Source organism: Natrialba chahannaoensis JCM 10990 (assembly GCF_000337135.1).
Taxonomy (GTDB): domain Archaea; phylum Halobacteriota; class Halobacteria; order Halobacteriales; family Natrialbaceae; genus Natrialba; species Natrialba chahannaoensis.
Genome location: NZ_AOIN01000034.1, coordinates 52,000 through 73,414, shown reverse-complemented (window position 1 = coordinate 73,414; position 21,415 = coordinate 52,000). Strand labels below are relative to the sequence as shown.

18 protein-coding genes are annotated in these 21,415 nt (G+C 59.5%); 9 read left to right on the top strand and 9 right to left on the bottom strand.

The genetic code is table 11. The features are described 5' to 3' along the window. Positions 1–121 precede the first annotated feature (121 nt). A complete protein-coding gene (locus C482_RS04115) occupies positions 122–1,090 on the bottom strand; it encodes a CPBP family intramembrane glutamic endopeptidase (RefSeq protein WP_006166214.1) in 969 nt (322 codons plus the stop codon). A 273-nt stretch (positions 1,091–1,363) separates the two neighbouring features. Between C482_RS04115 and C482_RS04110 the strand changes: the two genes are divergently transcribed. After that, a complete protein-coding gene (locus tag C482_RS04110) occupies positions 1,364–1,957 on the top strand; it encodes a DUF1684 domain-containing protein (protein WP_006166213.1) in 594 nt (197 codons plus the stop codon). A 204-nt stretch (positions 1,958–2,161) separates the two neighbouring features. Here the strand turns inward: C482_RS04110 and C482_RS04105 are convergent, their stop codons facing one another. After that, positions 2,162–2,842 carry a class I SAM-dependent methyltransferase gene (locus tag C482_RS04105; protein ID WP_006166212.1) on the bottom strand — a complete coding sequence of 227 codons (681 nt, stop codon included), beginning with the start codon at positions 2,840–2,842 and terminating at the stop codon, positions 2,162–2,164. Positions 2,843–3,075: 233 nt separating this feature from the next. Between C482_RS04105 and C482_RS04100 the strand changes: the two genes are divergently transcribed. The 3 genes from C482_RS04100 to C482_RS04090 all read left to right on the top strand — a co-directional run bounded on the left by C482_RS04100 (position 3,076) and on the right by C482_RS04090 (position 6,934). Beyond that, positions 3,076–4,242 (top strand): extracellular solute-binding protein, encoded by a 1,167-nt coding sequence (locus tag C482_RS04100; protein ID WP_193787738.1) that lies wholly within the window; start codon positions 3,076–3,078, stop codon positions 4,240–4,242. 566 nt (positions 4,243–4,808) lie between these two features. Next, the gene (locus tag C482_RS04095; RefSeq protein WP_394295530.1) at positions 4,809–6,194 is read left to right on the top strand and encodes an ABC transporter permease; all 1,386 of its coding nucleotides are present in this window, start codon (positions 4,809–4,811) and stop codon (positions 6,192–6,194) included. A 161-nt stretch (positions 6,195–6,355) separates the two neighbouring features. Further along, positions 6,356–6,934 carry a DUF7090 family protein gene (locus C482_RS04090; protein ID WP_006166209.1) on the top strand — a complete coding sequence of 193 codons (579 nt, stop codon included), beginning with the start codon at positions 6,356–6,358 and terminating at the stop codon, positions 6,932–6,934. A 192-nt stretch (positions 6,935–7,126) separates the two neighbouring features. Here C482_RS04090 and C482_RS04085 read toward each other — a convergent pair whose 3' ends face one another. The 5 genes from C482_RS04085 to C482_RS04070 form a co-directional block, all read right to left on the bottom strand. Beyond that, positions 7,127–7,915 (bottom strand): DUF7089 family protein, encoded by a 789-nt coding sequence (locus C482_RS04085; protein WP_006166208.1) that lies wholly within the window; start codon positions 7,913–7,915, stop codon positions 7,127–7,129. After that, the gene (locus C482_RS22950) at positions 7,915–8,004 is read right to left on the bottom strand and encodes a hypothetical protein (RefSeq protein ID WP_006166207.1); all 90 of its coding nucleotides are present in this window, start codon (positions 8,002–8,004) and stop codon (positions 7,915–7,917) included. Before C482_RS22950 ends, C482_RS04085 begins: the two co-directional genes overlap by 1 nt. 88 nt (positions 8,005–8,092) lie before the next feature. After that, positions 8,093–9,346 carry an OapC/ArvC family zinc-ribbon domain-containing protein gene (locus C482_RS04080; RefSeq protein ID WP_049896468.1) on the bottom strand — a complete coding sequence of 418 codons (1,254 nt, stop codon included), beginning with the start codon at positions 9,344–9,346 and terminating at the stop codon, positions 8,093–8,095. 30 nt (positions 9,347–9,376) lie between these two features. Next, positions 9,377–9,784: a DUF2073 domain-containing protein gene (locus tag C482_RS04075; RefSeq protein ID WP_004267523.1), complete on the bottom strand. Its 408-nt coding sequence runs from the start codon at positions 9,782–9,784 to the stop codon at positions 9,377–9,379. A 6-nt stretch (positions 9,785–9,790) separates the two neighbouring features. Beyond that, complete coding sequence (locus C482_RS04070; protein ID WP_004267522.1) at positions 9,791–10,429, bottom strand: Era-like GTP-binding protein; 639 nt, start codon at positions 10,427–10,429, stop codon at positions 9,791–9,793. A 1,433-nt stretch (positions 10,430–11,862) separates the two neighbouring features. Between C482_RS04070 and C482_RS04065 the strand changes: the two genes are divergently transcribed. Both C482_RS04065 and C482_RS04060 read left to right on the top strand, forming a co-directional pair. Beyond that, the gene (locus C482_RS04065; RefSeq protein ID WP_006166203.1) at positions 11,863–13,965 is read left to right on the top strand and encodes an AAA family ATPase; all 2,103 of its coding nucleotides are present in this window, start codon (positions 11,863–11,865) and stop codon (positions 13,963–13,965) included. A gap of 140 nt (positions 13,966–14,105) precedes the next feature. Continuing rightward, positions 14,106–14,567 (top strand): hypothetical protein, encoded by a 462-nt coding sequence (locus C482_RS04060; protein WP_006166202.1) that lies wholly within the window; start codon positions 14,106–14,108, stop codon positions 14,565–14,567. A gap of 45 nt (positions 14,568–14,612) precedes the next feature. Here the strand turns inward: C482_RS04060 and C482_RS04055 are convergent, their stop codons facing one another. After that, the gene (locus C482_RS04055; protein ID WP_006166201.1) at positions 14,613–15,608 is read right to left on the bottom strand and encodes a S24/S26 family peptidase; all 996 of its coding nucleotides are present in this window, start codon (positions 15,606–15,608) and stop codon (positions 14,613–14,615) included. Positions 15,609–15,737: 129 nt separating this feature from the next. On the opposite strand from C482_RS04055, the gene C482_RS04050 reads away from it, so the two are divergent. Then, positions 15,738–17,372, top strand: coding sequence for a DNA-directed DNA polymerase II small subunit (locus C482_RS04050; protein ID WP_006166200.1), 1,635 nt, complete (start codon positions 15,738–15,740; stop codon positions 17,370–17,372). Positions 17,373–17,427: 55 nt separating this feature from the next. Here C482_RS04050 and C482_RS04045 read toward each other — a convergent pair whose 3' ends face one another. Then, positions 17,428–17,874: a hypothetical protein gene (locus C482_RS04045; protein WP_006166199.1), complete on the bottom strand. Its 447-nt coding sequence runs from the start codon at positions 17,872–17,874 to the stop codon at positions 17,428–17,430. Positions 17,875–18,149: 275 nt separating this feature from the next. Here C482_RS04045 and C482_RS04040 point away from each other — a divergent pair, with 275 nt between their 5' ends. Continuing rightward, entirely contained in the window at positions 18,150–19,328 is a 1,179-nt protein-coding gene (locus C482_RS04040; protein ID WP_006166198.1) for an aspartate kinase, read from the top strand. A gap of 614 nt (positions 19,329–19,942) precedes the next feature. After that, the gene (locus C482_RS04035; RefSeq protein ID WP_006166197.1) at positions 19,943–21,295 is read left to right on the top strand and encodes a tryptophanase; all 1,353 of its coding nucleotides are present in this window, start codon (positions 19,943–19,945) and stop codon (positions 21,293–21,295) included. Positions 21,296–21,415: the final 120 nt, after the last annotated feature.

The window sequence follows — 21,415 nt, the reverse complement described above, 5'->3', positions numbered from 1 at the left end:
TAAAAAGTTCCAGCATTATCGACAGCCTTGCAGCTGTTGGGCCGATTAGTGGTGAGGCCTTACTATATATACTCAGTTCTGGAAATGTATCAAGAGGTCAAAATCCAACATTACGTTTCTGTCAAATTCTGTCTTCGGTAATGGTATCGCTTGCAGTTCTAGGCTTGACTTCGTCCCCACCTTCGTTCGTGAGCGCCCATTCGCGTGTGAGCGACGGCGTTCCGCGGACCGCGATACCGACCGCGACGAGTCCGAAAACCGCGATGCCGACCGCGCCGACCGGGTTGACCACGAGCTCGGAGCCGCCCTGTGCGAAGACGATCATCGTCGTGCCGAAGGCGTTGAACGTGCCGTGGAAGATCGCCGGCGCGATGACCGATTTGGCGCGAATCGTGATGTAGGTGTACACCGGCGACATCGCGAGACAGGCCGCGGTCATAACGGCGACGCCGACGAGCGGATCCGTCGTCGGATAGTTGTACCCCTCGAGAATTACCGGCGCGTGCCAGAGTCCCCAGACGACGCCGATGACGGCCGACGCCGGCCAGAACCCGTACGGCGACAGCTCTGTCAGGAAGACGCCGCGCCAGCCGAACTCCTCGCCGAACGCGAGTACGGCGTTAATCGTCGCACCGGCGATGAGCGCGGCGACGATCGTCACGAGCAGGTTAAACGGCCAGTCTGGCAGCGACGGTCCCTCGGGCTGATCCGCGGGGTCGGCCGGTGCGAACTCCGTTCCCTCACCCGTGAACGGGTTCGCGTCGGGGACGAACTCGACGCCAGGCAGCGCGAGCGCGATGGCGATGCCGAGCAGGACAAGCGCGATCGGGACGATTGCGGCGATCGCGAGCCAGCGCAGGCGCTTCCAGGGGAATCGAAGGCCAGCAGCCTCGAACGACGGCGAGCCAACGATACAGGTAGCGATCCCGGCGAGCATCGGTGTGAACATGTACGCGGGCGCGAGCGCGACCATGCTCACGTCGAGCGCCTGCGAGACGAGGACGAACGCTCCCGAGAGCACGACGAGCGACCCGAGGAAGACGGCGATCGGCCGCCGTCCGGGGCCGCTATCGCGCTCGGTCACAGCCATCCCCCCTGTGCCTGCGCCGAATCGTCGGCATGCTGTAACATGGCTGAACTGTACGTCCCGTGCAAATAAGTATTGTACCGTCTGCCCCGCTCGGAAATAGGGCGACGAGAGCCAGATACACTGTTCAGAGCACACTCTCACGGGACAAACAGTACGAACTCTCACCACGGAACCACAAACAGCACACTCCTACCACTACCACTGAACACAACGGCACACACCACACTCACCACAGAGCACAACACACACCCGTCACCACACCGAACACCACCCATGAACGACACGAGCGATTCAACCCACGACTTCGACACCGAGCAGTGGCGCACCGAACTCGAGGAAAAGCGCACAGAGAAAAACGAGTTCTTCGCCGAGCACCCCCAGTCGCCAGTCCCGCCAGAGGAGCGCGAGGCGTTCGAGGCACTCGAGTACTTCGACCCAGACCCGGACTACCGCGTCACCGCAACTGCTGAGGTCCACGAGGACCCCGAGGTTGTGCTCATGGACACGACGACGGGTCGCGAAATGCGTTACCTGCGCGTGGCGACACTCGAGTTCGACCTGGAGCGCGCGGACGAGGAACTCGAAGATGTGACGACGGAGCTCGCGGCATACCAACTCGAGAGTCCGAATCAGGAGCCGTACTTCATTCCGTTCCGGGACAAGACGACGGGCCAGCAGACCTACGAGGGAGGTCGGTATATGGAACTAGCGGCGGATCGTGATCTAGAGACGGGTGACGAGTTGGTCGTCGATTTCAATCTGGCGTATACACCCTTCTGTGCGTTCAGCGAAACGTACGACTGCCCGCTCCCGCCGAAGGAGAACTGGCTCGATGTGACGATTCCGGCGGGCGAACGAGTCGAGTAACCGAAGTGGTGCCGACCAGTGTTGTGCTGCTGAAAGTTGGCTGGACAACACGAACAGGCACGTTTCCACTGGAACGGAAGCACTGTTTCCAGCGTAGTGGTGGGGTGAGACAGACTTCGAGTGGAAATAGGGGGGTTTGAGTATAGTTGGCTGTGGTTGCCGACGGTAGTGATCGCAGTTGTGCAGGTATCGCGAGTATGGCAGTTACGGTGCGACGCCAACAGTGAGCAGCGTCCCGAACTCGCGGTAGCGTTCGACCATCTCCGCGCGGGTGTCCCAGTTCTCCGTCGGGAACTCGGCCTCGGCGGGAATCGTGATCTCGCGGTCCGGAATGTTGTCCTGCTCGGCGACGTGGAGCCCGGCGTTGCGGAAGGCCTCGCGGTACTGGTCGCGGTCCCAACGGGTCATCTCGATCGAGATGTTTTCCTGCCATGCGTGGGAGTGGACGTTCTCCTCGTAGTAGTTGACTGCACAGTAGAACGTTCCACCGGGGCGGAGCACGCGAGCAACTTCGGCGAGCGTTTCGTGGGGATCGGCGGCGTAATAGAACGCCTCCATCGACCAGACGTGGTCGATTGTGTCGTCACCGAAGGGGAGCGAACCGAAGTCCCCGACGACGTACGAAACCTGCGGGTCCTGCGTGTAGCCCGCGGCGTTGTGGGCCATCTCCGGCGAACCGTCGAGCCCATAGATTCGTCCCGCATCCTTGGTGTCCCGGAGTGCACGGCCGGCGTAGCCGCTCCCACAACCGAGGTCGAGGACGGTGTCTCCGGCCGCTACTGGCATCCGTGCGAGCGCGTGCTTTGCGGTGTGCCAGTGGCGTTCTTCCATCCCTCGGTCGCGACCGCTCGTAGCCCAATCGTCGAACTCCTCGCGTACGCTCATATTGAACACGTCGGCCCCCGGGAGCAAAACCGGTTCGACTTATCATGGAACAAGAACGGCGATAGATTCTTTAGGATGGCCTAAAAAGAGTAGCGTGGAGAGGTTTAGGCTGGCCGAAATACCGTGGGCATCGGTGTCGGCCGGAGAGACAGCATCTGCTGTCCCCGCCTCTCGTCCGTTCTACCAAAGATAATCGCAAGGTATATGTGTTTTAGGTCAGCCTAAAGTGAAGTATGCAACAGCGAAACAGTGATCGAATGGGCACATTTGGTCGACGAACGTATCTCGCTGCCGCGGGCGGTGCTGTGGCAGGTCTCACCGGACTTGCGGGATGTCTCGGCGACGACAGTGACAGCACACCAATCGCAGAGGTCGACCCAATGACACAGGGTGTCGATTCGGGGACGCTATCCTGGGACGACCTCGGCGACCTCGAGGGAGAGATTACAGTCTACTCCGGCCGAACCCGTGACCAGATCGATCTCGTGTTCGAAGAACTCGAGAACAAGTACGACGACCTCGAAATCAACCGCAACTACAACGACAACGACGTACAGGTCAGCCAGTTGGTGGAAGAGGGAGACGCGACGCCGGCGGATGTGTTCTATTCACAGGATCCAGGTGCACTCGGTGCGGTTCACGACGAGGGCCTCGTTCAACAGCTTCCAGAAGACATCGTCGGTACCGTTCCCGAGAGCTACCGCGAGCCCGACGGATACTGGACCGGGGTCAGCGGCCGCGTCCGTTCGATCATGTACAACGAAGACCGATTGGACGAAACACCACTCGACAGCTGGGACGAGCTTCCAACGGACATTTTCTCGTACGCGGAAGACGATCGATTCGAGGGCATCATCTCGACGCGGCCGAATTCCGGAACGTTCCGCGGATTCATTCAGGCAATGGTCGACCTCGAAGGCGAAGAGACGACCCGACAGTGGGTCAGCGACTTCATGGATCAGGATCCAGTTCTGTACGAGGGTGGAAGCACTCAGGCCGAGGAGATCAACCGCGGCGGCGACGACGATCCGATCATCGGTCTCGGCAACAGCTACTACGCTGCACGCCTCGTCAACGAAGATTCCAGTTCGCCGATCCGCGTGACGTTCACAGAAGGCGATGCAGGTGCTCTATTCAGCGTCGCGGGCATCGCTGCGATGAACAACGTCGAGGACCCCGAGCTCGTCGCCGAGTTCGCTCGTCACCTCGTCGCCGTTGAAGGACAGGAGTTCATGATGGATGACAACGGTGAGTTCCCTGTCGTCGAAGGCGTCGATTACGTTGGCCCGCTGCCTGGTCCTGACGAACTCGACTCGCCAACGTACAACCTCAGCGAGTTTGACATGGACCTGCAGGCAGCCAGCGAACTTCTGGAAGACGAAGGCATGATGCCACTGTAACCCAGCCGGTACACGAACGTTCGCTACCTACCGACCACCGAATTCAATCAGTGGCCATTCTGGGTCTGTCCCAGATTCGCCGACGGCGGGTCATATTGACACAGCACTCGCTCGCAGTTTTGACGGAGAGTTCTGAGAATAACAACCAGTGAGCGACGAGTGACTACACAGTATTCGACCAGCAGCCGAGGCAATCGAGACTCCACTCGTGATCTCAGTTCTCGGGACCACCCGGTATCCCATTTCGAGGAACTAATCAGGAGGTTCAAGAGAATCGAGGGCCGAACGATGCCTAGAAGCACCGATTCGGTCGACCCACATCTACGATGAAATCACTCAAAAACGCCGTCGACACCACACCGTTCCCCGAAGCGGTCACGGAGCGACTTGAGCGTACCGACCCATGGGTGGTTGCCCTGGGTGGTGCAAGTGCGTTCGTCGCCCTTCTCGTCATTTTGCCGATGTTTTGGTTGCTCTGGCAGGCATCAACAGTCGAACTCTCGCGCACGTACGACCTCCTCCTGTCTCCAGAGACTGCACGGATCACGGTCAACAGCATCGGGTTGATGGGATTCGTGACGCTGTTTTCGATCCTCCTCGGTGTCCCACTGGCCGTGTTGACGACACGAACTGATTTACCGTATCCACGGTTCTGGACGATCGTCGCCGCACTCCCGCTTGTGATACCGAGCTACATCGGCGCAATTGCGTTTACCGGTATGTTCGGTTCGGGCGGCGAAATTGACTCACTATTTGGCATGTCGGTCCCGCGAATCGATGGACTCTCCGGTGCGACGTTCATTATTACACTGTACACCTATCCGTACGTTTTCCTGACCACTCGAGCAGCACTGCTGTCGATGGACAGTTCGCTCGTAGACGCCGCGCGGACGCTCAACGCCGGCCCGTTCGAGGCGTTTCGTCGCGTGACGTTCCCACAGATCAGACCCGGAATCGCAGCGGGAGCGTTGCTCGCCGGCCTCTATGCGATCTCTGATTTCGGAACGCCGGCGTTCATGCGAGCGAGCGTCTTCACGAGCATGATCTACTGGGAGTTTAGCAACTTCGCCGTCGAGTACGCTGCGTTACTCGCGTTGCAACTGATCGCAATCGTCGCCATCGTCCTCGTCATCGAGGCCGGAATCGGCCGCGATGAGGACGCGAGCGGCGGTGTGGGTGCAAAGCCAGGCACCACGATCCGTCTCGGTCGCTGGAAGTGGCCAGCGATGGGATTCATTTCAGCACTCGGTACAATCACGCTCGTCGTCCCGGTCGCGATCTTCACCAACTGGTTGTTCCGAAGCGAGGGTGATCCGATCCCCTCCCTTGAATTCGAGTGGGGATTCGCGTTCAACTCAGTCCGGCTTGCGCTGCTGGCCGCGCTCGTCGCCTGTCTGTTCGCCCTGCCGGTCGCGTACTACTCCGGACGAGCGAACTCCCTCGTCTCGCGAGTTCTCGAACGAGCAACCTATATCGGCTTCGCCGTGCCGGGAATCGTCATCGGTCTGGCGCTGGTGTTTCTGGGGACCCGAACCCTCCCTTCGCTGTACAGACAGGGCGTATGGCTGCTCGTGTTCGCGTACGTCGTCCGGTTCCTTCCACAGGCGGTGGGAACGGTCCGCTCGTCAGTCCTTCAGGTCGACGATAAGACGATCGAGGCCGCCCGCACATTAAACGCCGGCCGCATCGAGACGTTCCGCCGCATTACCCTGCCCGCAATCATGCCAGGTCTGGTCGCCGGCGGCATCCTCGTCTTCCTGACGACAATGAAGGAATTGCCGGTGACGCTCATGCTCCAGCCCATCGGAATGGACACACTCGTTTCGATCATCTGGGACGCACAGGATGCATTGGCCTATCGATACGCCGCCATTCCATCGCTTATCTTGATCCTCATCTCCGGACTCTCGATGCTCGTCCTGCTCCGACAGGAGGGCGGCGAGATCAGCTAGCCCTCTGCCGCCATCCCGAAATCGACCCAGACCACAACACTCTGCCGCCATCCCGAAATCGACCCAGACCACAACACTCTGCCGCCATCCCGAAATCGACCCAGACCACAACACGATAGATCCTCACTATTAAGTCCGTTCCAGCAGTTGTTCACTCCAATATGGATTACACGCTCGAGATTGAGGAGACACCGGACAGCGTACCAGGTGGGACAGGCATTCTCTTGCTCCACCCAAGCACCGGCGAAACGGACCGTATCGACACCGAATTCCTCAAAACCGACACCGATCACTTCCTCGTCGTCTCCACGCGAACCACTGCCCGCGAAGTCAAGCAGAAGCTCGAGTACTACGATGTCGACGAGGAGCGCGCCGAAATTTTAGATACTCTGAGCATCGAACACGGCTACTCCCGGCGCAAAAGCGACACCGTCCATTACGTCGCTTCCCCCGACGACATCGACGGCATTATCGAGCACATCGACGGCTTCCTCGACACTCACGACGGGAAACTGCGGCTCAGTTTCGACTCGATCACCGAACTCGCCTACTACGCTGGCGACGACGAAGCCCTCGAAGCAGTCGACCGAATTCTCGAGCTACTCGAGACGTACGATGCAGTCGGGCTCTTTCACGTCTCAGAAGATCCGCACGATCCAGCATTGGTCGAGGCGTTCCGCGACCGCTTCAACGGTGTGATCGACCTCGACGAGGGCGGTGACGTCGACGCGGAGTTTTAACTCCGGGTTGTTCTAGCCAGGTAGCAGTACTCGTTCTGAGATAAAGAGCGTCTTCGCGTTGTAGTCCGGACGCGAGTGTGCGTTTCACCTCGAAGTGTGTCTCTCCGATTCGAAGTCGCCGTCTCCGGTTCAGAACGTGATTAACCTAATCCATCACTCCGCAAGCATTCAGAACGCGACGAACTGAATCCGTTACTCCGCGAGCGCGTCGAACGTCTTCTCCGCCCATCGGATCGCGTACTCCGGCCCGTGGTCTCGATAGGCGCTCGTATCCAGCGCGGCGAACGGTGCCGGCAACTCGATTGCATGTTTGATCGACGCACAGGCGAGTTCGGTTGCGTCTGCGAAATCCGTCTCGCCGCGGGCGACCGCACGCGGGAGTCCAGCAACTCGATCCTCGAGTCGCGTTCCCGCATTCTGCCAGGCGTCACCAAGTTCCGCTCGATCCGACTGTTCGTGCCACTCGGCGAAGATCTGCCGGGTTTGAAGTCCTATCCAGCCGTCGTACAGCGCCGCTGCGATCTGGTAGGTGCTGTTCGGGTCGAGATCGACTGCCTGATTGAGGGCTGTGTACTCGTCTTCGAAGAACCCGATGAAGTGCTCGGGGACATCGAGCCCGAGTTCGACGAACGCCTCCGCGAGGAGGAAGTCGACAAACGACTCCGGCGAGCCCTCGACTCGCGGCTTGACGAGGACGATCGGTGGCTCGGTCTGGCGCGTCCAGACGACGCTACCATCACCAGGCATCCCGATCGTCAGGTCGGAACTCGCGTATCGCGACAGCAGCGTGGGTGCATCTTCGGGCAGCCACGCCGCCGGATAGCTCGCCGGCTCAAGTGTGTCGACGACGAGACCGAGATCCTCGGCGAGCGCCGGCGGGAGCGTCTCGAAGTCGCGCTCGCAGTCGAAGACGAGGGCGTTGGGTGCGTGCTCGTTCCTGACGGCCTCGACCGGGCGTGAGAGGTCACGGGCCTCGAACATCAGACGAAAACGTTCTGGAAGACCAGCAGGATCGACAGCAGCGCCGATACAGCGACCGTCGTGACGACGACCTTGGTTGCAGTGCTCATGGTCGGGAACTGACGCTCGCGTCGCTTAAATCCATCTGTCCCGGCCGAATAGTGGGCTCACTCTAGCCGACAAAACAGTATGATACAATCACTCCTCTCCGCCGTCTCGCCACGAATCAGGAACGTCGATCACGTACCGACCGTCTTCCTGCAACGAGATAATGTACTCCTCGCGGTTGTAGAGCTCCATCAGATTGAGTTCGTACTGACCGGGACGAACGATCTTGATGCTCTCGAACTGCTTGTTGAGTTCCTCCCGAAGCTCTTCCATCGACGGGTTTTCGCCGCTTGGCTCGCTGACGACGCGACCGTGTTCCGGCGGACTGTCGTCCGCTGGCTGTACCTCATCGGTCCCATCGGGATCAACGGGATCAACGGCATCGGCACTGGCGGGTTCCGCACTCGCAGATGATGGAGCCACAGACTGGCCAGACTGCCCAGATTGGCCTTCTACAGGCTGATGCTGTTCTGCACCACCATCACTCCCCTCACCACTCGCCGGTGTCGACCGCGACGGGGAACTGGTCGCCGTCCCCGTCGGCAACTCGTCCGACGGAACGAACTCGCTTCGCGCATCCGACTGCGCGGTGTTCTCACTGTCTGCCATTGTTGTCGTCGACGTCGACGTACTCGAGTCCGGCCGCTGCTGGCGCGGTGTACCCGAAACGGGTTCTTCGTCCACGGGCCTCTCGTCCGCGTTGGAGGATGAGCGAGCGGACGGGGACGCCTGTTCCCAGGAAGAGGAGGTAGCCTCGCTGTCAGACGACCGATCTTCCGGCCGCCGAGCGCTGTCTGGCCACTCCTTGAAGGAGCCAAACTCATCCGACTGCGGCTCCGATCCTGTCGCTGGCTCCCAACCCGAGTCCGCGCTGGATCCGCGTTCAGAGCCGGTCTCTGAATCAACGGTCTCGGCGGTATCAGCTGACGATGCACTCGAGTCGGTTTCTGACGCTGGTGACGTCGGCCACGCCGTCGAGGGGTCCGGTCCGTCCTCGGTGTCGTCTCGAGTGACCCAGTCGCGGACCGTTTCGGCTGCGCGACTCGTGACGCCACTCGAGTCCGTATCCTGATCTGGGGGTGAGTTGGAGTTGGAATCGGAGCGCTGTGTTCCAGATCCGCTAGGGGAGTCGGCTGAGCCGGACGAATCGGGCGAATTGGGTGAACTAGGAGAACTGGACGAACCAGTATCAGAGACACCAGAAGAACCCGACCCTGCATCCGCGTTCGTCGCCGATGCTGGCGTAAACTGGAACTTGTTCCCGCTGCAGTCGGGACAACCCGAGAGCATCTCCTTGGAGCCATCGGGAAACGTCCGACCGCAGTTCGTGCATTCGTGTGGCATTAGTCTCTCACTCTCCTCACTGACTGTGCGCTAATCACGGGAGACCAGCGCGCTGATGAGTGTTTCGTCCTTGTGGAGTGTCTCGATCTGGTTCGCCGGTCCGATCACGGTCAGCTTTGCTTCGGTCTCGTCCGACCCCATAAGTCGACCGAGTAGCGACGAGTCGCGCGTTTCCGATTTGGGATACGTCTCGATTTCGATCCCGTTGAACTCGTCCGGGCTGATCTCGGACATCGTCACCTCGATGAGCCGGCTCTCCTCGTCCGGAGTAAGTCCCTCCTCGAGGATGACGATGTTTCCGTCGTGGACACCGTCTAAGATCATCCGGATCTTCTCCATCGTCGCCATGCTGTCCATGCGTTCGCCACTAATGAGATCGATCTGGACACCGTCGGAGTCCGGCGGATCGGAGTCGTCCGCGTTAGTTGCTGTTGGCATAGGTGTTCACCCGAAGTACTCCGCGATATTCTCGTAGACTTCGTCCATATTCTCACCCTCCTTTGCGGACAGCGGGATCGTCTTATGCTGTGGGAACGCGTCTTCGATGCGCTTGACACTCGAGTCGTCAAGATCGATCTTGTTCGCGAAGATGAGAACCGGTAGATCCCGGGACTCGATGATGCCGATCAACATCGTATTAACCTGCGTGATCGGGTCCTCCGCGCTGTCGAGGACGTAGATGACGCCGTCGACATCCTCGCGAAGCCAGTGCATGGCCTCGGCGACGCCTTCGGTCGCCTCACGAGAACGGCGGATGGCATCGTCCTCTTCCATTTCGTCGGTGAACTCCTCGTAGTCGACTTTCGTCGTGACACCAGGTGTGTCGACGATGTCGATCGTCACGGTCTTGCCGTTACGTTCGATCTCGACGTTTTCTTTCCTGCGCGCGCGCCGCGTTTCGTGTGGAACGTGGCTCTCAGTACCGATTGCATCGCCGGTCCAGTCCCGGGCAATCCGATTTGCGAGCGTCGTCTTTCCAGCGTTCGGTGGACCATAGATACCGATTCGTTTGGGTTCCTGTTCGGAGAACAGGCGGTCCGTAACCCGAGAGATACTATCTTTGAGTTCTGTGAACAGTCCCATCTGTAGGGCCCTCCAGCACCGCGGGGTGCATCTGCGCGTACTACTGACTGAACTCACTTAAGCCTACGTCAAACGTGTTGATTTTCAGACGAAAAAGCATGGATTCCTGTCAGGTTTGACGGCTCAACGAAGAGAGGTCGCATAGTAGAGGATCGGGTGACGCTTATACAAGGTCAAGTCGTGACTGGAAGGTACGAACTATGCCTGTGAGCCTGAGCTTGTGCCTGGAAACCCGAGCTTTGCTTGCAAAGTTGGTATTGTAGATTCGATAGAGGGACTGTTTATCATAGCCTAGAGACAATATTTATCATGGGTCACTAGATGCAACTAACGAATACTAGAATGCTCTAGACTAGTTCTAGGGAGTCAGATTTCGGAAATGTCGTGGAGACACGGCGTGTTCTGAACACCCCCACCCCTTCGTTTCAACTGGAGCGAGCGGCAAGGGTGGGGTGGACAACTGGGGAGTGGATAGTGTTAGCGGCCATTATTTCATCTCGAACGGGAATACAGAGGGTATCTCGGGAGAAAACACGAGGTTCGAGAGGTCTAGTAACAGATCTCTTTGAGAGGATCAGATCTAGTATCATCTAGCAATAAAACTAACTCCTCTAGTAAAAACATCAATCTGCTAGTGGTACGGTCCGTATTTCTCACCCATCATTATAAATCCAGTCGTTCTAGAAGTCCCCCTCCCCACCCCCTCTCTCGGCCCTCTCCAGTTGAAACGAAGGGGTGGGGGGCATCCCCCTCTATTCATACACCTTTCCTGACTCATTCTTGCCATTACTCATGTTACCAATCCTCTTGTTTGTGTTACTGATCTTCACCCACAGCAGAGAAACCACAGTCAGACGACAATCCAGTCGGTCTATAACTCATTATTCCTCTGTATCGGTGGCTCAACAACTCGTTCAGGAACGAATCTGTGTGCTGGTACCCAAAGTAGACGTTGCTATACTGCACAAAGTGGACAAAGAGCCAACGCTGACAGAGTCAAACTGTCGTGCACAGTATGTCGTGCACACGTATGCACACAGAAACCATACTTATCCAGTCTACACATACAACGTAGTATACAGTCTACGCACTCTAATAACAACTCCTCAGAAGTCAGTCCCAGATTGTCTCCCAATGCATCTGATTTGCCATTACTCGCTACGGAGAGTACTCGCTACAGAGTTCTGTTTGAGTTGCTGATCTATCCTGCAGACGGAAACTGTTCTCTCGTGATCCGTTCCGTGAATCACTCAACCTCCGTGAATGGAAGGGAAGAATTTAATATCACCGTCTTCCTCTGTTTCGTTTGCATCAACTGGATCCGAACCGGGTCGTTAGGAAAGTAGACCGGCCTTGTTGGCTCGTCTATACCGCCATATCCTCGCCGTCGGGTTGGGATCTGCACTCGAAACAAGGGGGTACGTGTACGACGAATGTCAGACGACGAAACGGAACAAACAGGTTCGAACACGGACACAGGGATGAACTCAGAGGAGAATGATTTCACGGACAGCGACCGTTCTTCTCAGCAGACGGACTTATCATCGCCCTCGAAGTCGAACCGTGATTCGGATCCGGCCGCAAGTCCAGATGACGAACCAACCAACTCACCAACCGGGAACACTGCCGCTGAAACAACCGCTGCGGAAGATTCGCAATCCTCTGATCCGACAGCCACTGGTCCGCTATCGGCTGAGCAAACATCTGCTAAGCAAACACCGACTGAGCAAACACCTTCCGGAACCAACCAACCCTCCACCGGAACCGACACAACACCAAGTTCGGCGACTCCCAACTCGAGTTCTACCAATACTGGAACGTCTGCCGACACCGATGGTGGCAGCCCTGATGCCGACGTAGACGCCGGTAGCACACGTTCCAGTACCGACAGCACTCCTTCTAACACCGACAACACACACGGTTTTTCGACTGACTTCGGCGACACCGAACTCGGCGATAGTGGCGAAGAGTCAAACCAGGGGCTGTTTGACGATCTCCTGAGTGGTGAACCGATTTTCGAAAATAAGGAAGTCCTTCGGCCGTCGTACACGCCACACGAACTCCCGCACCGAAGCGACCAGATCAACAAGATGGCAACCATTCTGGTCGCCGCGCTTCGGGGTGAAACACCGTCAAACATCCTTATCTACGGGAAAACCGGGACCGGAAAGACTGCGAGCGCGAAGTTCGTCAGCAAGGAACTCGAGAGCACCTCCCAGAAGTATAGCGTCCCGTGTGATGTCGAGTACATCAATTGTGAGGTGACCGACACGCAGTATCGCGTCCTCGCACAGCTCGCGAACAAATTCATCGAGAAGAACAAGGCGCGAATCGACGACCAAATCGAGTCCTTGCAGACGCTCCGCGAGCAAGTGGAGACGTACAACGAGGCGTCCGAGCAGGAAAATACCACCAGTTCTCCGTCGGTACCTCAGTCCAACTCTGAACATCACAGCGACATTTCGACTGGAAACGACTCCGGTCGGACTAGATCTGAGAAGGCAAATAGTTCGCAACCTCCAGTCGAACAAGAGGGGTACGGAAACGACGCTGTGAATCAGTCAGTTCACCCACTCGAGGACACTGCTTTCGAATCGGTTGCCGACATTGACACACGGATCGAGTCCCTGCGCGAGGACAAGGACTCGTTCGAAGAGGTACCGATGACTGGGTGGCCCACGGATCGTGTTTACAGCGTCTTCTTCGACGCTGTCGACTACGACGAGCGGGTGGTCGTTATCATGCTCGACGAAATCGACAAACTCGTCGAGAAGAGCGGTGACGACACGCTCTACAATCTTTCGCGGATGAATTCTGAACTCAAGAACTCCCGCGTCTCGATCATCGGTATTTCGAACGACCTCAAGTTTACTGACTTCCTCGACCCGCGCGTCAAGTCCAGTCTGGGCGAGGAGGAAATCGTCTTCCCGCCGTACGACGCAAACCAGCTGCGTGACATCCTCCAGCACCGCTCCGAGGTCGCGTTCAAAGAGGGCGCGCTGTCTGCAGACGTCATCCCGCTGTGTGCGGCCTTTGCTGCACAGGAACACGGGGACGCACGTCGCGCACTCGATCTCCTTCGGACGGCGGGCGAACTCGCGGAACGCTCGCAGGCCGAAACCATCGTCGAAGAGCACGTCCGCCAGGCGCAGGACAAGATCGAACTCGACCGCGTCGTTGAGGTCGTCCGCACCCTTCCGACCCAGAGTAAACTGGTCCTGTTCGCGATCATCCTTCTCGAGAAGAACGGCGTCCACAGCATCAACACGGGCGAGGTGTTCAACATCTACAAGCGTCTCTGTGAGGAGATCGACGCCGATGTCCTCACACAGCGCCGTGTGACGGACTTGATCAGCGAACTCGACATGCTCGGAATCGTCAACGCAGTTGTTGTCTCGAAGGGCCGCTACGGCCGAACGAAGGAGATCAGCCTCTCGGTGCCGATCGACGAGACGGAGGCGGTACTGCTCTCTGATTCCAGACTTTCGGATATCGACGATATCCAGCCGTTTGTGCAGGCGCGCTTCGAGAACTGATTGCAAGCGCGTCCCCGTCCCGCCCTGTTCTGTTCTGCCTGTTCTGCCCTGTTCTGTCCTGTTCTGCCCTGTTCGGTTCTGGTTCCCACTCGCTCGGACCGTCCGAAGAACGCATAACTGCAGACTCACTTTGCTCCAGTATGCAGCGACGAACGGTCCTCGCGGGAATTGGTAGCCTTCCCGGACTTCTCGCTCTGAGCGGCTGTCTCTCCGACGACCACGGCGACATCGAGGAGTTCGAACGCGGCGAAATCGAGATCACTATCGACGGCGAGTCAGTCGAGTCGATGGATAAAATTCAGGCCGAATACGCCGACAACGACTCGATAGACTTCCATCTCCACGAGTTCGACGATTACTGGTACATGGAGGGCGAGGAACGAGTGACCGTCGCGGAGGGGTTCACTCTTCTCCCCCATTTCGAGTACGAACGCATCGATGAGTCGAACGTGGTGACGTTCGACGGAACGGTGTACGACGAACGCGATTCGGAGACAACGATTACGGTCGAAGTCGACGGTGAGTCGGTCGATCCAACGACCCACGAACTCGCCGACCGTGAGGCGCTGGTACTCGAGATCGAATCCAGCGAGAGTGACTGACTGCGGTCTTGGTTTGAACGACCGGCTGTGACCTGTTCTGCCGGATTATGCCCTGTACCGGTGCGCTGCTGCCGCAATACCAATACCAGTGCTAGCACCGACGCCGACCCCGGCGTCGCTCATGAGGTCGAGCATTGCACCGTCGATCAGTCCTGTTGCGCCGGGTGCGTTCGGTCCGAGCATGCCGCCGAAGAACTCGTCGAACGCGAGGCGGATATGGCCGAGCCACGGAATCCGGAACATTGCCTTTCCGGTTACCCAGTCGGGATGGACAATCGTCGTCGGGGCTCCGCCCTGGTACTGGTCGTAGCCGTTGTTGTTGTCACCCATCGTGATGAACCCCTCGTGTGGTGCTGGACAGGTTCGAATCTGATCACAGGTTGCGCCGCCGAGGATCTCCTCGTCTGCCTTCGTGTCGACCCAGTTTTCGTCCTCATCAACCCAGAAATGCGCCCGGTGTATCACCGGTGTCTGCCCGGGATCGCCATCAGGCATGAAGACGATCACGTCCCCTGGCTCGCCGAACTTCTCGTGGTCGCCGTTCTGGCCGTTCTCGAGTGTCACTACTCCGGTCCCGCCGACGGGATCATCGCCAACGAAGCGGTCGTCGTCAACGACGAAGATCAGATCGCCGCGTTCCATGTTTGGTTCCATGCTGCCGCTCTCAACGGCGACGAGTGGCGGCCAGATCCCGCTGACGGCGAACAGCAGCAGGCCGATCGCGGCGACGATCGCGACACTACTCAGAATGTCTCTGATGACGACGACGGTCCCGTCATCCGTGCGGAGAAACCAGCGGATGACGCCGTCGTCTTCGATGGTCACGCGGTCGCCGCGGTCACCACGGTCACTGCGTTGGTCAGCTCCGTTTTCGGCCCGGTTCGCCGCAGGCGTACTCGAACTTGGGTCGTGGTCGCGGTCACGATCGCGATCGTACTCGTGATTGTGATCACGCGCTTGCTCACCGTCGCTCTCGTGATCACGCTCACGACGCCGGTCGCCAACATCATCGTCAGTCCCGCCGGGGTCAGAGCCGCTCATCACCCCGCTTTTTGCTGGGGGCTACAATCAACCTTCTGCTCAGTCGAACCACGTGAAGCCGCCCAGATCTGACCCTGAATGCGTTCTGGATTCGCTATCCTTTTCCCCCAGGTCACGAATACGACTCGTGTGCCACTCGAGGGGCCGGCCCGAATCGTTAGCGAACTGACGAGCCGCGGCTACAACGCTGAGCGCGAGGCGGTGACCCATATCGCCGCGGCGGATCATCCCGCGGCCGTCCTCGAACAGGTCGTCGAGGAGATGCCCGACGACGCGCTGGTCGTGCGAACGGACCACGTCGAAGCGGTGCTGGCGGCGGGTGTTCGGCAGCCGACTTCCGCTCAAGATTCAGCTAGCGATCCCGAGCCCGATCCTGATTTCGATACTGATTCCGTCCCTGATACACCCGGTGCAGACCCCTCTGTTTCAACTGGAGAGCGTTCCGCAGATCAGCACGACCCAACAGGGTCAGTTCCAGCTGAAACAGGGGGGTCTGGATCAGCTGCAGACACCGACTCAAAGCCCAGCGCGCGGGTTGAGCGCGACACCGACCCCTCGCTACGTTCGCTCGAGATCGATGGCGACATGACCGGTGACAGTACGGGGACCGGTGAGTACGATGACTTCGTCGCCGTCTTCCGTGACCGACTCGAGCGCCTCGGTGGAAAGCTCCGCGGGCGAGTCAACCACCGACCCGCAACGGCTATCCAGTCGATGCCGGGCGGCAGCGAGGCGGGAATGGTTGGCCTAGTCAACGATATTCGCTCGACGGCGAGCGGCCACTGGCTGATCGAACTCGAGGATGCCACGGGCACGTTCCCGTGGCTGGTGATGAAAGACCGTGAGTTCGCGGATATGGTCGATCAACTGCTCTGTGACGAGGTGCTGGCGATGGAGGGGACGCTTTCGGACGACGCGGGGATCGCCTTCGTCGACTCGATGTACTTCCCGGACGTGCCGCGCACGCACGAGCCGTCGACGGCAGACCGCCACGTGCAGGCGGCGCTGATCAGCGACGTCCACGTCGGCAGCCAGGAGTTCATGGCCGATGCCTGGGACGCCTTCGCAGACTGGCTCTACACGGAGCAGGCCCAGCACGTCGAGTACTTGCTGATCGCTGGCGACATGGTCGAGGGTGTCGGTGTTTACCCGAACCAGGATGAAGAGCTCGACGTGGTCGACATCTACGAGCAGTACGAGGTGTTCAACGATCGCCTCAAGCAGGTGCCCGGCGATCTGGATATCGTCATGATACCGGGCAACCACGACGCGGTTCGGCTCGCAGAACCACAGCCTGGCTTCGACGACCGACTCCGTGATATCATGTCCGCCCACGATCCACAGATCGTGAGCAATCCCTCCACCGTCACCGTCGAGGGCGTTTCTATTCTCATGTACCACGGGGTCTCGCTGGACGAGGTCATTGCCGAACTTCCCGAGGAAAAGGCGAGCTACGACGAGCCACACAAGGCAATGTACCAGCTCTTGAAAAAGCGCCACGTCGCCCCGCAGTTCGGGGGCCACACTCGTCTTGCACCCGAAGAGGAGGACTTCCTCGTCATGGACGAGGTGCCAGACATCTTCCACACGGGCCACGTTCACAAACTCGGTTTCGGGAAGTACCACAACGTGCTCGCGATCAACTCGGGCTGCTGGCAGGCCCAGACGGACTTCCAGAAGAGCGTCAACATCAACCCAGATTCAGGGTTCGCACCGATCGTCGATCTCGACACGCTGGACGTAACGGTACAGAAATTCAGCTAACGGCTCGTTCCAGCGCGCGTGGCGCAGTCGACGGCACGTACACCGCCAGCATCAGCTACGATGGCTCCAGTCGAAACCGAACTGTCTGCGAGCCGTCGAAGCGCGGTCCGCGCCCCTCCCTCGTGAATCCGAGTTCGTCGGCCGCCGCTTCGATCGACTCGTTTTCCGGGGGCGCAAGTACCTCGACCGCCATCGACTCGCGCTCTGCGAACCGGACCGGCTCCGCCAGCAACTGCCGACAGGCCTCGCCCGTCCCATCGAGTTGTGTCACGTGCACCGTGTTCTCGCGCGCATCGAAGCTAATGAAGCCGAGCAGGTCCTCCGGATCCGAGCCGCCGTACTGCGAGCCCGAACTCGAGACGTCGGCGTTCGGGTCGTGGCTGCCGTCCTCGGCGACGCGGACGGTGCGATCGTGGACGAGGTTTCGCATCACGTCGGTTGGCGAGTCGGCGATTGCCGCCAGCGCGTCCGCGTCGGCCTCGAGTGCGTCCCGTACGTTCATCGGTGTGTGGTAAAGGCACGCACAAATATAAAACCGTCCGCGATTTGCTCGGTTTTCCCCTCCCCTCTGGTTGGTTCGGCCGCGACGATCGACTTGAGAATGGATGATGGAGCCGATGATCGTTGATGGTTGAAGATGTGAATTCACCGACGACAGGGGACAGAACACCGGAAAAATACGTGGAAGGGAACACAGTTATCTGCTCGCTCTGGTAACGGACCGAGTATGAGCCACGCCACCAGTATTCGCTCGATTGTACGAAATGAGGTGCCCCCATGCGCGTTGTAGCCAAGTTCGGGGGGACGAGCCTCGGCAGCGGCGACCGTATCAACCGTGCCGCAAACTCGATCGCGGCCGCCGTCGAGGACGGCCACGAAATTGCCGTCGTCGCAAGCGCAATGGGATCGACCACTGACGAACTGCTCGACGAGATCTCCTTTGAGACGGACGAAGCCGACCGCGCCCAGATCGTGAGCATGGGCGAACGGACCTCCGTTCGGATGCTCAAGGCTGCGCTCTCGGCCCGCGACATCGACGCCCGGTTCTTAGAACCTGGCAGCGAGGGCTGGCCGGTCGTCACGGACGAGTACGGCGAAGTCGACGTTGAGGAGACGAACGAGCGCGCCCGGGCGGTCGCTGCGGAGATGGACGAGACCGTCCCGGTCATCACCGGCTTCCTCGCCGAAGGGCCGGACGGTTCGATCACGACGCTCGGCCGCGGTGGCAGCGACACGACCGCCGTGATGATGGGCAAGTACATGGACGCCGACGAGGTCGTCATCGTCACCGACGTCGAAGGCGTCATGACCGGCGACCCGCGGGTCGTCGAAGGCGCGCGAAACGTCGGCGAGATCTCCGTCGACGAACTGCGAAACCTCTCGTTCCGTGGTGCCGAAGTCGTCGCTCCCTCCGCGCTTTCCTACAAGGACGAGATGCTCACTGTCCGCGTCGTCCACTACCAGCACGGCGACCTCCTCTCGGGCGGCACAAGCATCGAAGGCGAGTTCGAAAACCTCGTCGACCTCCGCGAGCGTCCGCTGGCCTGCCTCACCGTTGCCGGCCGCGCGATCCGCAACGAACCCGGCATCTTCCATCACCTCTCGGCCGCGCTGAGCGAGAGCGACGTCAACATCGACGCCGTCGCCAGCGGCATGGACTCGGTCACGTTCTACATCGACGAGGACGAAGCCGAACGCGCTGAGAACATCCTCCACCGCGAGGTCATCGCCCGCGACGAGCTCTCGAGTGTCACCGTCGACTCGCCGGTGGCAGTCATCCGCGTGACGGGCGGCGAACTCCCCAATCAGCCCGGTGTCATCAGCGAGATTGTCAACCCACTCGCCGAGGAGCGCATCCACCTGCAGGACGTCATCACGAGCGCGACCAGCGTCGCGCTGTTCGTCGACTGGGACGACCGTGAGAAGACACTCGAGTTGACGCAGGATCTGTTCTGAGGGTGTCCGGCGCTACTGTCTCGAGGAGTAGTGCGTTCTTCCCTTTGCCATTCGTAGAGCTATCACTGTCTACCGGGTTTCGGTACCGATACTGAGGTCGGCACCGACACTGACACCGATACCGATACCAAGAGACACCACCGTCGATACCCCGTCGATTTGAAAGAACCGTTTTTACCAGTCTGCTGTTACTATCGTCTGATCGAACGTCTCTGCTCGGCCGCCACCGCCGTTCGCGTCAACTGCCCACACTGCCATTCGACACGAACGATCGGTATCCCTGCTACTCCTGGACTCTGCCGGTGTTTCAAGTGCAATGGGACGCTCAACAAACACGACGTGTAGGTGCGGCGGTCGTCGAGTGGAGACGTACTCGAGTTCGCGTTCGCATGGTGTTGGCATTCGCATTCGGGCTCTGGCTCGAGTTCGACTCCGACTTGAACGTCCACTCTCGAGGGTGGGCCGAAGGCGCGACTGCAGTCCAAAGCCACGATTGCGCCTGCGTTCCGAAGCCGTTCACCACTGTTCGAACCTGTGCGCTGGCACCCGTCTCACACCGTCGGCATCCAGGTCCCGTCAATCGATTTGAACACACTTGGCACCGTGAACGACGTATGGTCGCATACAAGTCGAAGATGGTCGAGCGAATTCGGTTGCCGTCTCGAGAACAACGCGAGCGAAATCTCGAGGCCGCCGGCTACAATCTCTTCAATCTCCCCTCCGAGGAGGTCTTCGTCGATCTGCTCACGGACAGTGGCACCGGCGCGATGAGCGATGCTCAGTGGGCCGCCCTGATCCGCGGTGACGAGTCCTATGCCGGCTCTCGCAGTTTCGAGGAACTCGAGGAGGCGGTTGCAGACGTGATGGGTGTTTCCAACGTTGTCCCAACCCATCAAGGCCGTGGCGCAGAGAACGTTCTCTACGGTGCGCTCCTCTCGGCTGGCGATGTTGTGCCGAACAACACGCACTTCGACACGACGCGCGCACATATCTCGAATCAGGAGGCCGATCCGGTCGACTGTCCAATCGATGTCGCGCATGATCCGGACGCCGACGAGCCGTTCAAGGGTAACTTCTCGCTCGACCGCGCCCGCGCGGTGGTCGAAGAGCATGGACCCGAGCGCATCCCGGTCGTCGTCCAGACGATCACGAACAACTCGGCAGCGGGCCAGGCAGTCAGCGTGGAGAACACCCGACAGGTCCGCGAGTTCGCCGACGAAATCGACGCCACGTTCGTCATCGACGCCTGTCGGTTCGCCGAGAACGCCTATTTCGTCAGCCAGCGCGAGGAGGAGTTCGCCGACGCCTCGATCGCCGATATCGCCCGCGAACAGCTCGGCTACGCCGATGCGCTCGTGATGAGTGGCAAGAAGGACGGACTGGTCAACGCCGGTGGCTTCGTCGCCACCGACGACGACACGCTGTTCGAACAGTGCAAGCAGCGAGCGATCCTCTATGAGGGGTTCCCGACCTACGGTGGGATGGCCGGCCGCGACGTCGCCGCGATGGCTGTTGGCCTCCGCGAGGCCGTCGAGGACGCCTATCTCGAGGACCGCATCGAGCAGGTCCGCGAGTTCGGTGCACAGCTTGCCGCCGTGGGGGTACCGGTCTACACACCGACCAGCGGCCACGCGGTGTACGTCGACGCGGGCGAACTCTTCCCGCACCTCGCTCCCGAGGAGTTCCCCGGCCAGGTGCTCGCCTGCGAACTCTACCGTGAGGGTGGCGTTCGCGGCGTCGAACTCGGCAGCTTCGCGTTCCCAGACACCGACCGGCCGGAGCTTGTTCGGCTCGCCGTCCCGCGGCGGATGTATCACCGCGAGCACTTCGATCACGTCGTCGAGACTGCCGAGGCCGTCCTTGAGAAGCGCGAGACGGTCTCCGGACTCCAACTCGCGAGCGACCCTGTGATGCCCGAAATTCGACACTTTACGGCAGAACTCGAGCCGGTCCCGTCCTCACAGTAGCCGACTCGGTCTCGGTGCGTTTCCAGTAGTTGGTAGTTCGGTTTCTTTATTCAGTATGAGGTGTGAAAATCGCGGTAAGTATAGGGCAAGCAGTTACCGAAGCGGCTATCAATCTATCCG

What these genes read in the sequence shown, in the direction of transcription:
- C482_RS04115 (WP_006166214.1), bottom strand. Translation starts at nt 1,090, where the DNA reads ATGGCTGTGACCGAGCGCGATAGCGGCCCCGGACGGCGGCCGATCGCC.
- C482_RS04110 (WP_006166213.1), top strand. Translation starts at nt 1,364, where the DNA reads ATGAACGACACGAGCGATTCAACCCACGACTTCGACACCGAGCAGTGG.
- C482_RS04105 (WP_006166212.1), bottom strand. Translation starts at nt 2,842, where the DNA reads ATGAGCGTACGCGAGGAGTTCGACGATTGGGCTACGAGCGGTCGCGAC.
- C482_RS04100 (WP_193787738.1), top strand. Translation starts at nt 3,076, where the DNA reads ATGCAACAGCGAAACAGTGATCGAATGGGCACATTTGGTCGACGAACG.
- C482_RS04095 (WP_394295530.1), top strand. Translation starts at nt 4,809, where the DNA reads ATGGGATTCGTGACGCTGTTTTCGATCCTCCTCGGTGTCCCACTGGCC.
- C482_RS04090 (WP_006166209.1), top strand. Translation starts at nt 6,356, where the DNA reads ATGGATTACACGCTCGAGATTGAGGAGACACCGGACAGCGTACCAGGT.
- C482_RS04085 (WP_006166208.1), bottom strand. Translation starts at nt 7,915, where the DNA reads ATGTTCGAGGCCCGTGACCTCTCACGCCCGGTCGAGGCCGTCAGGAAC.
- C482_RS22950 (WP_006166207.1), bottom strand. Translation starts at nt 8,004, where the DNA reads ATGAGCACTGCAACCAAGGTCGTCGTCACGACGGTCGCTGTATCGGCG.
- C482_RS04080 (WP_049896468.1), bottom strand. Translation starts at nt 9,346, where the DNA reads ATGCCACACGAATGCACGAACTGCGGTCGGACGTTTCCCGATGGCTCC.
- C482_RS04075 (WP_004267523.1), bottom strand. Translation starts at nt 9,784, where the DNA reads ATGCCAACAGCAACTAACGCGGACGACTCCGATCCGCCGGACTCCGAC.
- C482_RS04070 (WP_004267522.1), bottom strand. Translation starts at nt 10,429, where the DNA reads ATGGGACTGTTCACAGAACTCAAAGATAGTATCTCTCGGGTTACGGAC.
- C482_RS04065 (WP_006166203.1), top strand. Translation starts at nt 11,863, where the DNA reads ATGTCAGACGACGAAACGGAACAAACAGGTTCGAACACGGACACAGGG.
- C482_RS04060 (WP_006166202.1), top strand. Translation starts at nt 14,106, where the DNA reads ATGCAGCGACGAACGGTCCTCGCGGGAATTGGTAGCCTTCCCGGACTT.
- C482_RS04055 (WP_006166201.1), bottom strand. Translation starts at nt 15,608, where the DNA reads ATGAGCGGCTCTGACCCCGGCGGGACTGACGATGATGTTGGCGACCGG.
- C482_RS04045 (WP_006166199.1), bottom strand. Translation starts at nt 17,874, where the DNA reads ATGAACGTACGGGACGCACTCGAGGCCGACGCGGACGCGCTGGCGGCA.
- C482_RS04040 (WP_006166198.1), top strand. Translation starts at nt 18,150, where the DNA reads ATGCGCGTTGTAGCCAAGTTCGGGGGGACGAGCCTCGGCAGCGGCGAC.
- C482_RS04035 (WP_006166197.1), top strand. Translation starts at nt 19,943, where the DNA reads ATGGTCGCATACAAGTCGAAGATGGTCGAGCGAATTCGGTTGCCGTCT.